The following is a 12,598-nucleotide window of genomic DNA, read 5'->3' as shown; positions in this document are numbered from 1 at the left end:
GGCTGTTTCTTGCCAACACCGTTTCAGTCCAACCGGGGCTCGCGCGGCCTGGCCGGTCAGCCGGCGATCAGTATTTCCCCTCTGCCGTCGACCGCCAGGTCACCTGTGTAGCGAGCCGGCAGGCGCTCGGCGCGCCACTGCGAAAACGGCGCGATTTCGTTGGCGAGACTGCGCACGAGCAATGACCAGAATACGTCGAAACCGTAGCCGCCGCCGGTGAATGTCACCGGCAGATGCGCGGGGCGCTGCGCGAGCAGCAGCGTGCCGCGCCTCATCCCATAGGCATAATGCGGGCCCAGGCGGCCCGCCACGCCCACCGTCCCTGCGACCAGCCGCGAGAGCGCGAATTCGCCCGCGTCGCCGCCGACCAGCACGAGGCCGCGGCGCATCCGGTCGGCGAGGCGCGCGCCTGCGTTGCCGTGAATCGTCAGCGTGCCGCCGCTCATGCCTTCCATGTCGCCCGGCAGCGCGCCGGCGATGAAATCGCCGGCGTCGCCGTTGACCGTCAACCGGCCGCCACGCATCTCGCAGCCGGTGAAATGCCCGGCGTCGCCGTCGATCTCCAGCACGCCGCCGGTCATTCGGAAACCGCTGTAGTCGCCGGCCGCACCGTGCACGGCGAGGCGCCCGCCGTCCATCTGCGCGCCGAGCCGGTCGAGCCACGGGGCGGCGTCTTCGATGATCAACGCGGCCGTGCCGTCGGCCGTCTCATCGCGCGACACCTGGAACACGTCGCCGACCGTGCAGCACTCGTTGCCGGACGGCAGCACGATGCGCTCGATGTCGGCCACGCTTAGCGCCGCCAGCGCCGTGGGCCGCAGCTCGGCGGCGTCGACGCGAAAACCGGGTGCGCACGTCAGGCGCAAAGTCGTCGTGCTCATGCGCGGCCTCCGTCGAGACCCGCCGCCAGTGCATGTAGATGGAAGTGGTACGGCCCGAGCTTGCCGCCATAGTTGCCTGCTGAAATGCGCAGCACGCCGCGCGCCCGACCCAGCTCCGAGGCCGCGGCGATGCCGGCCGTCATCGCCGCGCCGACATCGGCATCGGTGAGGCCGTCGATCACGATCTCCAGCACGCAGCCCACCTCCGCGCTGAGTTCGCTGTGCGCCGACAGGCCGATCAGGCTCGGACAGAACGCGTCGTTGGTCGAGGCGCTCGCGCCTTGGTAGCGCGAACCGACCTTCGAGCCCGAGCGCACGATGCCGCCGGGAAACGGCATGATCACGTTCGGCAGCCGGCGCATCGCCGCAACGGCGGCTTCGGCGGCGGCGAGCGCCGCGTCGGTGTCGCGGGCGAGAAACAGCAGGTTGCCGCCGCCGACCGCCTTGACGGTCGCCGCCGTATCCTCGCAGACGAACTCGCCGTCCATCACCGGCACGCGCCAGTAACGGGTGTCGCCGATCATCTTCGAAATCTGCCAGCCGTCGCCGAAAAAGCGCAGGCCGCTGCCGAGCGCCGCGCGATCCGACAGCGGCGCGCGGCTCGCGGCCGGGTCGATGCCGCCGAACACGGCGGTCGTGGGGCAGGTGAGCACGGATTGTCCGACGCGCCGCCCGATCTGCTTCGCCAGTTCCTTCGACGACACCGCGAACAGCAGCACCGCGACGCCGGGCCGGCCGTCCGGCGTCTCGCCGGGCGAGAGCGCGCGCTCGACGCCCGCCTCGCAGCCGCAGCCGATCACCGACGTCGCGAAGCCCGTCAGCGAGTTCGCCGCGTGCATCGCCCAGACGGGCGTATGCGCGGTGATGATGAGCCGGGTCGCCTTCATCGGAAAGGCCTCCGCGAAGGTAGCGTCGATCGCGGTGCCGTTGATCTCGAGGGTGGCCGGGGCGTTCATTGGGGGCGCTTGGATTGCCTTGATGAGTTCGCGTGGATCAATCAGTTAGCCAGACAGTCGACGGGCAACAGACGCCCGCCGCGGCAACAGAGGCAGACTTCGTCATCGCTGATCGCCGCATGCGCGAAGTTGCTCGCGAGGTTCGCGTCGCTATAGGCGCGCAGTCTTTTCTCGATGCCGCGGTCGAATTCCGGCGCGACGAAATGGATGCCGCCGGTCGGCGTCGCGACGAGTGTGCCGTCGCGCGCGACCAGCTCGCCGTCCTTGAACACATACGCGGGCGACGTGAACATCCGCTCGCGGTCCGGCTCGTCGCGATAGACGGCGATGTCCGCCGCCGCGCCCGCACCCAGATGGCCACGGTCGCGCAGACCCAGCAGCCGCGCGGGACCGGCGCGCGTGATGATCGCGATTTCGTAGAGCGAGAACTCGCGCTTCAGCTCCGGCAATGCGCTCGCCACCGGCGCGTCGGGATGCAGCTTCGCAAGCTGCTCGTCGCGAAAGGACTTGTCCATCAGCAAGCGAATCAGATGCGGATAACTCGTGAACGGGCCGCCGTTCGGATGATCGGTGGTCATCGCGACGCGCCACGGGTCGTCGACCAGCAGGAAAATCTCGAGGCCGATGATCCACTGCAACGCGTTCACGTAGCTTTGCTCACGATAACGGAACGGCACCACGCCGCAGCCCGCATCGCATTCGATGTCGCCGGCCACCCACTTGTGCGGCCGCGCGAGCGGTGTGTTGCGGAACTGCATCATCGTGTCACCCGAGGCCGTGACGGTCTGTCCAAAGATGATCTGGCCGACGTCGATCGATACGTTCGGCCGCGCGTTCACTGCATCGGCGATCTGCCGCGCGCCCGACGAAAACTTTTGCGGGCCTTCCACACCGTAGCTGTGAAACTGGATGTGCGTCAGATGGATCGGCAGGCCATCGGCGGCGTCCATGGTCGCGATCGTCGAATCGAGATTGCCGGGCACGCCGAGATTGCTCGCATGCACATGCAGCGGATGCGGCACGCGCAATTCGGTCAGCGCGCGCGACAGCGTGTGCAGCACCTCGCGCGGCGTGATGCCGTAATGCACGTGCGGTTCGTCGACGTCGAGCGAACGCTGGTTGAACTTGAACGCGGAGATACCGCCCGGGTTGACCACTTTCACACCGAGCGCCTTGCTCGCATGAATCGCCCAGCCGACGTAATCGCGCAGGCGCTCGAAGTCGTCGCGCGCCGCGAGCATCTGCAGGAACAGTTCGTCGTTGCCGAGCATCACGTAGGCGCCGTGATCGATGATCGGCGTGTCGCCCATTTCGAGGTGCGTGTGGCGCGCGTTGGACGGCATCATCGCTGGTTCGAACGCGGCCGTGTAGCCCATTTCGGCGTAGCGGTAGCCGGTGGCGAGCGTGCCAGGCGTGCAGACGCCGCACGACGGCAGACGCAGATAGCGGCCCGCATCGTCCTGCACCGATTCGTAGGCGGCGTCGCGCAGCGGATCGGCGCGATGGTCTTCCGGCAGCAGTAGTCGCGACAGATTGGTCTTGCCGCCGCCGATATGCGAATGCAGGTCGATGCCGCCCGCCATCACGATCATGCCGGTGGCGTCGTACTCACGATCGGCCGGCGTGTTCGCCGGTACGTCGACAATGCGTCCGTCGCGCAAGGTCAGGTCGCGGCGCTCGCCGTTCACGCCATTGGCCGGGTCGAAGATCGTGCCGCCTTTCAGTCGGACCAGCGTCATGGGTGCTCCTGCGCGGTGCGCTGTGCATCGGGGCGTGTGGTGCGCAACGCCGTCAACTGCCCGGTCAATTGAGCGGCAAGCGACGCCACAGTGTCCAGCGCGGCGCCACGCGCGGCGGTAAGCGGCAGCACGACCGAACTGTCGACGCGAAACAGATGACCGGTGCTGTCGATGCCCGGCGTCGCGACCGGAATGAACACGGTGTTCGCGCCGCGCGCCTTCGTTGCTGCTGCGAGCGCCGGATGACCGAGCACGATCAGCGCAATGGCAGGATCGAGCGAGGCCGGCCATGCCTGCGGTGCGAAGCTCGCGACCCACAGCAGCGCATCCACTTCGCCGTCGGCGAGCAGCCGGGCGGTGCGATAGCGGTACGGATCGTGGTCGAGCGGCGCGGTGCCGGCGAGCCGCGCGGGCGTCGACACGCGCGTGCGCAGCGGCATGCCGGAGAGCCACGTCACCGTCTGGTTGACCGTCAATGCGCCGTCGTCGCCGCCGAGCGCAAGGCAGGCCGCACGCGTCGTGCGGTTCGCCGCCTTGACGATCCGATTCAGGGCTTCGATGAGCAGCGCCGCATGCGGGCCGGGCAAGGCGGCCGGCTCGTAGATGAGCACCGTGTAGCGCGCTGCGGCGATGCGCGCCTGCAGTGCGGCGAGCGTCGCCGCTGCGCCGGGGTCGGCGTTCGTGCTGTCGTTGTGCAGCGCCTCGGGGGCGCGTCCCTCGGCAAGCGCGGACCACAGCGCGAGCGTGTCGTAGGGATCGGCGTGCGGCAGCAGCGTTTGCGCGCGCGCATGAGTGAGGCTGGCCGCCGCCGGGTCCACCGCGCTGCCGACGAAGATCAGCTCACGCTCGTTCTCCATGCCTATCAGCGTCCGCGTGAAAAACCGCGGATAACGCCGCGATGGCTGACATCCGAAGAACACCAGCAAGTCGGCCCGCGAGCGCACTTCCGAGAGCGTCGTGAAGAACGAACCACGGTCCTGCAACGCGAGCGTTGCGGCGCTCAGCGCGTCGCCGTGCAGATGGTCGAGCATCGCGCCGCATCCGGCCGCGAGTGTGTAGAGCGCACGAGCCCCGGCGACGTCGGTGGCGAGTCCGCCGAATAGCGGACGCCGCGCGTCCGCCAGAATCTGCGCGGCACGCGCCAATGCGCTATCGCGATCCGCCTCGTTGCCGTCGACGACCGCGCCGCCTTGCGTGTGCGCCGCACCGAACTGCGCGAGCGCCTGCGACAGCCGCGGGCATTCGGTGTCCGGCACCGTGAGCGTGCCGTCATCGTGCGAACCGACGACGAGGTCGTCGCAGAGCAATGGGCAGAACGGGCAGGTCCAGTCGCGTGTGATCGCCGGTGCGCCGGCGGCGCCCGATGCGCTCGTGCGGGAAGTCGATGGATCGGTGGGCGAAAGGTGCATGGCGCACTTTTAGCAAGCTCCATGCCGATCGATGCAACGGTGCGCCGGCGCGGTCATATCGCGGCTGACATGCACGGTCGAGCTGCTTTATGCACAGCGGGATTCGGACGAGCGGCGCGCATCGGCAGGCAACATCTGAGCAACAGCCGGTCTCGATGCAATCAAATGGTTCAGCGCGTCTGCGCCGTACAGGTTGTGTGCGCGGCTGGAGCAGAGTGTCACGCGCAGCCCGTCTGGCTTGCCATTAGCTTGTCGTTCGTTTACATGCACAGCCCGCGCGCCGCGTGGCATGGAAATTGTATGCCAAGCCTACAGCGATTCGAGTTGCGCGGCGTTGATCTGCCCGTCGTGCAACGCGGAGGCGACGAGCCAAGCCGTTGCACCGGTGCCGGCCGCGGCGTCGATATCGGCGCGATAGCGGATGCCGCCCGCGCCGATCACCGTGGTGTGCGACGCGGCGCTGGCGCGGATGCGTTCGAAGGTGTCGAGGTCGGGGCCGGCGTAACTGCCGACCTGATCGAGTGTCATCGCAATCACACGCGACGGCCACCACGCCGATGAAGGGTCGAGCGCCGTGACCGAGAGCAGGCGGCCCGCCCGATGATCGAGCGAGAGGATCGGCGCGAGGCCGGCGGCTTGCGCGGTAGGCAGTGCGTGGATATCACGCAGCGTCTCCGTGCCGAACACGGGCACGAGAGTCGCGAGCGGTGGGCGGTGAGCAGCACCGTCGGCGCGTTGGCCGATGGCGTCGATGTGGTCGAACAGCGTGCGCATCGACGCATAGTCCGCATAGCCCGCGTCGAGCCAGAGCTCGATACCGGGTAGCGCGGCACGCAACGCGGCGAGCTCGGCGGCATGCGCGCCTTGTTGCAGGATCGCGCCGAGATCGGCGATATACAGCGTGCGCGCGCCACTCGCGGCGAGCAGCGCGCGGGCGAGGGGGAGCGGCTCGCTGGCGGCGGCGAGGCGGGACTGGATGGGCCGATAAGCTGTCCGCTCGCCGCGCACGGCGCGCACCACATGGCCGTCGAGCAGATCGAGAACCGGTATCACCTGCATAGGGGCGCTTTCCTTTGACCAAGATCTTTGTCTACGAGTATCTCACCGGCGGGGGCATCGATCCCGCACTGGCCGGAGCAGGCAGTCTCGCCGACCTGAGCGCGCTGATCGTCGAAGGACGCGTGATGCGCGACGCACTGGTCGCCGATCTGCGCGAACTCGACGGCGTGCAGGTCACCTTCGCGATCTCGCGTTTCGAAACGCCCGAGCCGGGGCAGCGTCATTGTATGGCCGCGCCCGGCGAATCGATGACGGCCTTCGTCGCGCGTGCCGCGCGCGAACACGATTACGCGTGGATCATCGCGCCCGAATGCGACGGCTTGCTGCTGCGCTTTTACGATGCGGTCGGCGCGGCCCGCTGGCTTGGCTGTGCGAAGGAGGCGATCCGCGTGGCGTCGAGCAAGAGCGCGACTGCGGCGTGTCTCGCCGCGCACGGCATTGCCGCGACGCGCGCGCTTGAACCCGGGCAAGCGGGAGAACAGGCGCAAGGCCGTTGGGTCGTGAAACCGGATGACGGCGCGGGCGGCCTCGATACCTTCGTCTTCGACCGCTTCGCCGATGCCTGCGCCGAGTACGACGCGCGCGCGGCCGCGGCGCGCAATCCGGTGCTGCAGGAATGGGTCGACGGCGAGCCGCTGAGTTTGTCGCTGATCTGCCGCGAGCGGCATGCCGAAGTCGTCAGCATCAACCGGCAGCAGATCGGGTTGAGCGCCGGTGGCGGGTCCTCCCGGCAACCGCAGATCGTCGAATTCGACGGCGTGCTGGTCGATCAGTTCGATCGGTTCAGCGACGAGGGCCGCACGCTGAGCGCGCTCGCGCTGCGCGTCGCGATGGCGCTCTCGGGCTTGCGTGGTTTCGTCGGCATCGACGTGGTGTGGCATCCGCAGCGCGGACCGGTCGTAATCGAGGTGAATCCGCGTCTCACGGTGGCTTATGCGGGGCTCGCGGCGACACGCGGCGGCAAGCTCGCGCGCGCATTGCTGGAGGCGCATGGGGTGCACATCGAGCGATGCGCCGCGACGTGCGCGGGTCCGTCGCGGCCGACCCTCGGGGCGCAGCCTTGAGCGCCGCGCATCCCGCCGGTGCGGGGCCGGACGCCACGGCGTTCGGCTGGGACGTCGGCGGCGCGCATGTGAAGGTGTCGATGGCCGATCGCAGCGGCGCCGTGCTCGATGTCGCGCAATGGGCCTGCCCGCTGTGGCAGGGACTCGACCATCTGGAGCGCACCGTCGAGCTCGTGTTCGAGCGCTGGCCGCAGGCTCAAGAGGCCGATGCGCGGCACGCGGTGACCATGACCGGCGAGATGGTCGACCTGTTCGCGGACCGCGCCGAAGGCGTGCGCGCGATCGTCGCCACGCTCGCTCACCGGCTCGGCGCGCGGCTCAGGTTTTACGGCGGCGATGCCGGCTGGCTCGCCGCCGACGCTTGCGCGGCCAACTGGCGCCACGTCGCGTCGGCAAACTGGCTCGCGACCGCGCGCTGGGTCGCCGCCGGTGTGCCGAACGCGGTGCTCGTCGATATCGGCAGCACGACCACCGACATCATTCCGATCGTCGGCGGCCGCGTCGTCGCGCGCGCCGCGACCGACGCCGGCCGGCTCGCTACCGGCGAACTCGTGTACCAAGGGGTCGTGCGCACGCCGTTGTGCGGCATCGCGCATCGCATCGACTTTCGCGGCGTCACGGTCAACGTGATGAACGAATGGTTCGCGACCAGCGCCGACATCTACCGGCTGACCGGCGAGCTGAACCCGCTGCACGACGTGCATCCGAGCGCCGACCAGGGACCGAAGACGCAGGTCGCGAGCAGTGCGCGGCTCGCCCGCATGATCGGGCGCGATGCGCATGAAGCCGATGCGATCGAGTGGCGCCGCTTCGCGCAGCGCTGGCGCGCGCTGCAGTTGCGCGAAATCGGCATGAACCTCGCGCGGGTGGCCGCGGCGCGTCCCGGATTGAGCACCGCGCCGCTGGTGGGCGCGGGCTGCGGCCGCTTCCTTGTCGCCGCGCTGGCGCGAGAGGAGGCGCGCGGCTATGTCGACTTCGGCACGCTGGCGGGCGTGCCGGACAGTTGCGCGCCGTGGGCGGCGACCTGCGCGCCGAGCGTGGCGGTCGCGCTGCTCGCGCTCGGCGAACACCACACCGGTGAGCAAGGCGCGCGCCGCGTGGCGTGAGATGAAAACGGCGGCGCGCAGCGCCGTCCAACGATAGGCGCGCAAGCAGCCACGCGCTCCGATGAACGCGGTTGGCAGCATGACGGAACAGACGGGCACTCAACCGGAAGCGAGGACAACAGTCATGTGGGTGGTCAAGATCGGAGGCAGTCTCAGTCACGAGCCGACGCTGCGCCACTGGCTCGCCGAGCTATGCGAGATCGGGGGCGGGCGCGTCGTCATCGTGCCGGGCGGCGGCGATTTCGCGGACAGGGTGCGGCAATACCAGAACGAGTGGCGCTTCGACGATCTCGCCGCGCACAACATGTCGCTGCTCGCGATGACCCAGTACGCGCTGCTGATGAAGGGCGTGTTCCCCGAACTCGTGCTGGCGTCGAGCGAGGCCAAGATTCGCCGCACATTGCGCGACGGGCATGTCGCGGTGTGGGTGCCGACCGCGCTGATGCGCGACACGCCCGATGCGATGAGCAACTGGGACACGACCTCGGACAGCCTCGCGGCCTGGCTGTCGACGATGCTCAACGCGGAGCGGCTGATCGTGGTGAAGTCCTGTCCGATCGCCGCCGACGACGCGCTCGAAACGCTGGCCGCGGCGGGAGTGGTCGATCGCCGTTTTGTCGACTACGTGAGGGATGCGAACTATGTGGTCGAACTGTTCGACAAGAACAGCGTGGCGTTGATGCGTGACCGGCTGCTTAACAGCCCGGTCACGTGATGGATGGACTTACCCGTTCTGTCGGCTCGATTGATTCCATGGGCCGTTCTTGTCGTTTCATCCATGCTTCGCAGGGTGAACAAAACGTCAGGAGCGCCAGGCTCACCGACGTCCCCCACGCGTTCGTTATAGCTGCGCCGCGTTCGCATCGCCTTGTGCCGATGCACCGCCGCCTACACCCCACTCGCCGGGCCGATGCAAGGCGCTGGCCCATTGCGCGACGCGCTGCGGATCGAGCCGCGAGCGCCGCCCGTCCGCGCATAACGCGGTGCGAAAGCCCGCCACGTCGGGCGCGAGCGCGCGGATCTGCGCCAGTTGTGCCCACCCGAGCGCACCGGCGATGCCGCCCATCCCGCCGCGCGCACGCGTGAGCCGCAGCCAGCGCGCGAGCGTATCGACATCTACGTGATCGAACAGCGTGCTGCCGTCCTTGGCGGCGGTATCGAACATCACGCCGACAAAGCCGAGCGAGGCCGTGTGCGTAACGAGATCGTCGGCCACGCCGCCGTCGCAAAGGAGCACGGGCACCACCGCCGCCGGCAGATTCGCCAATTGCTCGATGCAGCGCCGCGCGGACGGTCCACGCGCCACGCCGACCTTCACATAGTCGACGCCCGCATCGCTGACTTCGATCACACGCGAGGCGATCTCGTCGAACGCGTCGGCGGGCACGTCGCCGATCGTCGCGCTGATCGGCTTGACCGGGTAGCGCGCGCGCAGTTGCCGGGCGATGTTCGTAATCTCACCGATCGCGAGACCGCCGAGCGCGCCCGCATTCGGCTCCTTCAGGTCGATCAGTTCGGCGCCGGCGCGAGCGGCGTCGAATGCTTCGTCATCCGAGCGGACGCTCGCAAGCAATGCGGTCATCGGTCATCTCCGGAAAAACTAGTGGTGAACGGCAGCGGTGGCGGTGTGGCCGCCGGACGATTCGAGGCTTGCACGATGCCGCGCGACCGCGGCGACGAGCCAGCCCCATGCCGTGCGCTCGTTGTCGCCGGCGGTTTTGTCGATCGCGATCTGCAGGTAGGCCATCTCGCGATCGACCTTGTCGGCCGGCAGCATGAAGAGCCGGCTCACGAGAATGGCGCCTTCGACCACGGCCGATTGCGCGCGGTTGAAGCCGGTGAAAGGCGCGTGATTTTCGCGGTACACGCATTTCATGCGCAGCACCGGGCGTTCGGCATCGTCGCGCAATTCGTCGAGTTCGAGTTCGGCGTGCGCAAGCGATTCGGCGAGCCGCACACTGGCGACGCAGCTTGCGGCCAGCGTGGGCCAGTCGGTCATGCAATGCGTGACGCAGCCTGCAAAGACCCGCACGTCGGTGGTGAAATTCAGAACCGCCGCCCGCGACGCCACGATATTGTCGAGCGTGGTGGACGGGCGAAAAGGGGAAAGGATGACATGGTCACCCTCATAGCGCGCGCCCATCGGGGCGATGTGAGGACGGCCATCGCACGCTGCCGTGGTGACGATCGTTTCGTGGATCATGGGTGAGAACGCGTGTCCTGACAGCGCCGAAAGGCCGGCCGGTTAGCTAACGACAATAACGGACCACAGAGGGGCCGCGGCAAGCGGCCCTTCTGCGGGTTTAACGCGTAGCGACATACATCACGATTTCAAAACCGAGACGCACATCGGTGTAGCTCGGAGTGGTCCATTGCATACGTGCTTCCTCCATGGATTGAAACAGCGTTGCGCCCCCGGCCCGGCCTGGTGGCGGACTTCGGCGGCATCCGGCATTACGCAAGCTTTATGCCTATGCGTGCTGCCGAGGGGATGCGCCGGCGCGCGTCGGGACCGCAATACAGCGTCTGCCGAATTACACCGGCGCCACGGCCACACAGCCTGCCCCGCAGGGCTGCCGCGCGGTGTGGCGAAAACGAAGCAAAGTGTTCCATTGCAATCGGGTGACGCTTATTGCGTTGTCACGTGATCCTCGCATCGCCTCCAACACATTCTGCACCGAAACCACGAACGCTGCCGGCAATCCGCTTCGCAATACGCAATCGATAACGGATCGGTTAAGTCTGCCAAATAAAATCGTGAATTCCCCTTGGCGTCGTCCGTGCCTACAGTGCAACTCAAGCGCTTCGTTCTTCCGGCAACGCGCTTGCCATATTCGAGGACACGTCATGAACGATTTCAGTCAACCGGTGGTGATCGAGCCCGAACGCAATCCGCGCAATCCACGCGAACGGTATGCAGCAGGTGTCATGAAATATCGCGAGATGGGTTACTGGCAACCCGACTACGAGCCGAAGGAAACCGACGTCATCGCGCTGTTTCGCATCACGCCGCAGCCCGGCGTGGACCCGGAGGAAGCGGCGGCCGCGGTGGCCGGCGAATCGTCGACGGCGACGTGGACGGTCGTGTGGACCGACCGGCTGACCGCGTGCGACATGTATCGCGCCAAAGCCTATCGCGTCGAGCCGGTGCCGGCCTCGCGCGCCGACGAGCCGCAGTTCTTCGCCTATATCGCTTACGACCTCGATCTGTTCGAAGAGGGCTCGGTCGCGAACCTGACCGCCTCGATCATCGGCAACGTGTTCGGTTTCAAGCCGCTCAAGGCGCTGCGTCTCGAAGACATGCGCATACCCGTTGCTTATCTGAAGACTTTCCAGGGACCGCCGACGGGCATCGTCGTCGAGCGCGAACGGCTCGACAAGTATGGGCGGCCGCTGCTCGGCGCAACGGTCAAGCCGAAGCTGGGTCTCTCGGGCAAGAACTATGGGCGGGTCGTCTATGAAGGCTTGCGCGGCGGGCTCGATTTCCTCAAGGACGACGAGAACATCAACTCGCAGGCCTTCATGCATTGGCGCGACCGCTTCCTGTTTTCGATGGACGCGGTGAACCGCGCGCAAGCGGAGACCGGCGAAGTCAAAGGTCATTATCTGAACGTCACGGCCGGCACGATGGAGGACATGTACGAGCGCGCCGAATTCGCGAAGGAGCTCGGCTCGTGCATCGTCATGATCGACCTCGTGATCGGCTGGACCGCGATCCAGTCGATGTCGCGCTGGGCCCGCCGCAACGACATGATCCTGCATCTGCATCGCGCAGGACATGGCACGTACACGCGGCAACGCAATCACGGCATTTCGTTTCGCGTGATCGCGAAGTGGCTGCGCATGGCGGGCGTCGATCATGCGCACGCGGGCACGGCGGTCGGCAAGCTCGAAGGCGATCCGTTGTCGGTGCAGGGTTACTACAACGTCTGCCGCGACGCGCGCAACGCGGTCGATCTGTCGCGCGGGATTTTCTTCGATCAGCCGTGGGCCGGCTTGCGCAAGGTGATGCCGGTGGCGTCGGGCGGGATTCACGCGGGGCAGATGCATCAACTGCTCGACCTGTTCGGCGACGACGCGATCCTGCAGTTCGGCGGCGGCACGATCGGCCATCCGGGCGGTATTCAGGCGGGCGCGGTCGCGAACCGCGTCGCGCTCGAAGCGATGGTCAAGGCGCGCAACGAAGGCCGCGACATTGTCAACGAGGGGCCGGAGGTGCTCGAGGCCGCCGCTCGCTGGTGCACGCCGCTCAAACAGGCGCTCGACACGTGGCGAGATGTGACCTTCAACTACGCGTCCACCGATACGCCGGATTTCGCCGCGACACCAACGGCAGCCTAAGCGATGTAAGCGAGGTCGGCAACGCGAGGCATCGGGTCAGCGC

12 protein-coding genes are annotated in these 12,598 nt (G+C 67.5%); 4 read left to right on the top strand and 8 right to left on the bottom strand.

Going from position 1 to position 12,598, the window contains the following annotated elements:
- Positions 1-56: 56 nt before the first annotated feature.
- The 5 genes from B0G69_RS25890 to B0G69_RS25870 all read right to left on the bottom strand — a co-directional run bounded on the left by B0G69_RS25890 (position 57) and on the right by B0G69_RS25870 (position 6,044).
- Positions 57-881, bottom strand: coding sequence for a formylmethanofuran dehydrogenase subunit C (locus B0G69_RS25890; RefSeq protein ID WP_121322282.1), 825 nt, complete (start codon positions 879-881; stop codon positions 57-59).
- A complete protein-coding gene (gene fhcD / locus B0G69_RS25885; protein ID WP_121322280.1) occupies positions 878-1,837 on the bottom strand; it encodes a formylmethanofuran--tetrahydromethanopterin N-formyltransferase in 960 nt (319 codons plus the stop codon). The genes B0G69_RS25890 and fhcD overlap by 4 nt, the downstream gene beginning before the upstream one ends.
- A 41-nt stretch (positions 1,838-1,878) precedes the next feature.
- The gene (locus B0G69_RS25880; RefSeq protein ID WP_121322278.1) at positions 1,879-3,576 is read right to left on the bottom strand and encodes a formylmethanofuran dehydrogenase subunit A; all 1,698 of its coding nucleotides are present in this window, start codon (positions 3,574-3,576) and stop codon (positions 1,879-1,881) included.
- Positions 3,573-4,985, bottom strand: coding sequence for a formylmethanofuran dehydrogenase (locus tag B0G69_RS25875; RefSeq protein WP_121322276.1), 1,413 nt, complete (start codon positions 4,983-4,985; stop codon positions 3,573-3,575). Before B0G69_RS25875 ends, B0G69_RS25880 begins: the two co-directional genes overlap by 4 nt.
- A 309-nt stretch (positions 4,986-5,294) precedes the next feature.
- Positions 5,295-6,044, bottom strand: a complete 750-nt coding sequence (locus tag B0G69_RS25870) for a HisA/HisF-related TIM barrel protein (protein WP_121322274.1) — start codon at positions 6,042-6,044, stop codon at positions 5,295-5,297.
- 14 nt (positions 6,045-6,058) lie between these two features.
- Here B0G69_RS25870 and B0G69_RS25865 point away from each other — a divergent pair, with 14 nt between their 5' ends.
- The 3 genes from B0G69_RS25865 (at position 6,059) to B0G69_RS25855 (ending at position 8,929) form a co-directional block, all read left to right on the top strand.
- On the top strand, positions 6,059-7,108 hold the full coding sequence (locus tag B0G69_RS25865) for an ATP-grasp domain-containing protein (protein WP_121322272.1): 1,050 nt from the start codon (positions 6,059-6,061) through the stop codon (positions 7,106-7,108).
- A complete protein-coding gene (locus tag B0G69_RS25860; protein ID WP_241991468.1) occupies positions 7,105-8,214 on the top strand; it encodes a hydantoinase/oxoprolinase family protein in 1,110 nt (369 codons plus the stop codon). The genes B0G69_RS25865 and B0G69_RS25860 overlap by 4 nt, the downstream gene beginning before the upstream one ends.
- Before the next feature lie 124 nt (positions 8,215-8,338).
- Complete coding sequence (locus B0G69_RS25855) at positions 8,339-8,929, top strand: aspartate kinase (protein ID WP_121322268.1); 591 nt, start codon at positions 8,339-8,341, stop codon at positions 8,927-8,929.
- 126 nt (positions 8,930-9,055) lie between these two features.
- Here the strand turns inward: B0G69_RS25855 and B0G69_RS25850 are convergent, their stop codons facing one another.
- From B0G69_RS25850 to pqqA, 3 genes are all read right to left on the bottom strand, one after another.
- On the bottom strand, positions 9,056-9,796 hold the full coding sequence (locus B0G69_RS25850; RefSeq protein WP_121322266.1) for a (5-formylfuran-3-yl)methyl phosphate synthase: 741 nt from the start codon (positions 9,794-9,796) through the stop codon (positions 9,056-9,058).
- 18 nt (positions 9,797-9,814) lie between these two features.
- Positions 9,815-10,417 (bottom strand): DUF447 domain-containing protein, encoded by a 603-nt coding sequence (locus B0G69_RS25845; protein WP_121322264.1) that lies wholly within the window; start codon positions 10,415-10,417, stop codon positions 9,815-9,817.
- Between the two features lie 100 nt (positions 10,418-10,517).
- Complete coding sequence (pqqA, locus tag B0G69_RS25840; protein WP_113062024.1) at positions 10,518-10,592, bottom strand: pyrroloquinoline quinone precursor peptide PqqA; 75 nt, start codon at positions 10,590-10,592, stop codon at positions 10,518-10,520.
- A 469-nt stretch (positions 10,593-11,061) separates the two neighbouring features.
- Here pqqA and B0G69_RS25835 point away from each other — a divergent pair, with 469 nt between their 5' ends.
- Positions 11,062-12,555, top strand: coding sequence for a ribulose-bisphosphate carboxylase large subunit (locus B0G69_RS25835; RefSeq protein WP_121322262.1), 1,494 nt, complete (start codon positions 11,062-11,064; stop codon positions 12,553-12,555).
- The last annotated feature ends 43 nt before the right edge of the window (positions 12,556-12,598 follow it).

It is taken from the genome of Paraburkholderia sp. RAU2J (assembly GCF_003634845.1).
GTDB lineage: Bacteria > Pseudomonadota > Gammaproteobacteria > Burkholderiales > Burkholderiaceae > Paraburkholderia > Paraburkholderia fynbosensis.
This window is presented reverse-complemented; position numbering and strand designations above follow the sequence as displayed.

Excerpts from the sequence above, each read along its gene's own strand:
- B0G69_RS25890 (WP_121322282.1), bottom strand. The coding sequence starts at position 881 with ATGAGCACGACGACTTTGCGCCTGACGTGCGCACCCGGTTTTCGCGTC.
- fhcD (WP_121322280.1), bottom strand. The coding sequence starts at position 1,837 with ATGAACGCCCCGGCCACCCTCGAGATCAACGGCACCGCGATCGACGCT.
- B0G69_RS25880 (WP_121322278.1), bottom strand. The coding sequence starts at position 3,576 with ATGACGCTGGTCCGACTGAAAGGCGGCACGATCTTCGACCCGGCCAAT.
- B0G69_RS25875 (WP_121322276.1), bottom strand. The coding sequence starts at position 4,985 with ATGCACCTTTCGCCCACCGATCCATCGACTTCCCGCACGAGCGCATCG.
- B0G69_RS25870 (WP_121322274.1), bottom strand. The coding sequence starts at position 6,044 with ATGCAGGTGATACCGGTTCTCGATCTGCTCGACGGCCATGTGGTGCGC.
- B0G69_RS25855 (WP_121322268.1), top strand. The coding sequence starts at position 8,339 with ATGTGGGTGGTCAAGATCGGAGGCAGTCTCAGTCACGAGCCGACGCTG.
- B0G69_RS25850 (WP_121322266.1), bottom strand. The coding sequence starts at position 9,796 with ATGACCGCATTGCTTGCGAGCGTCCGCTCGGATGACGAAGCATTCGAC.
- B0G69_RS25845 (WP_121322264.1), bottom strand. The coding sequence starts at position 10,417 with ATGATCCACGAAACGATCGTCACCACGGCAGCGTGCGATGGCCGTCCT.
- B0G69_RS25835 (WP_121322262.1), top strand. The coding sequence starts at position 11,062 with ATGAACGATTTCAGTCAACCGGTGGTGATCGAGCCCGAACGCAATCCG.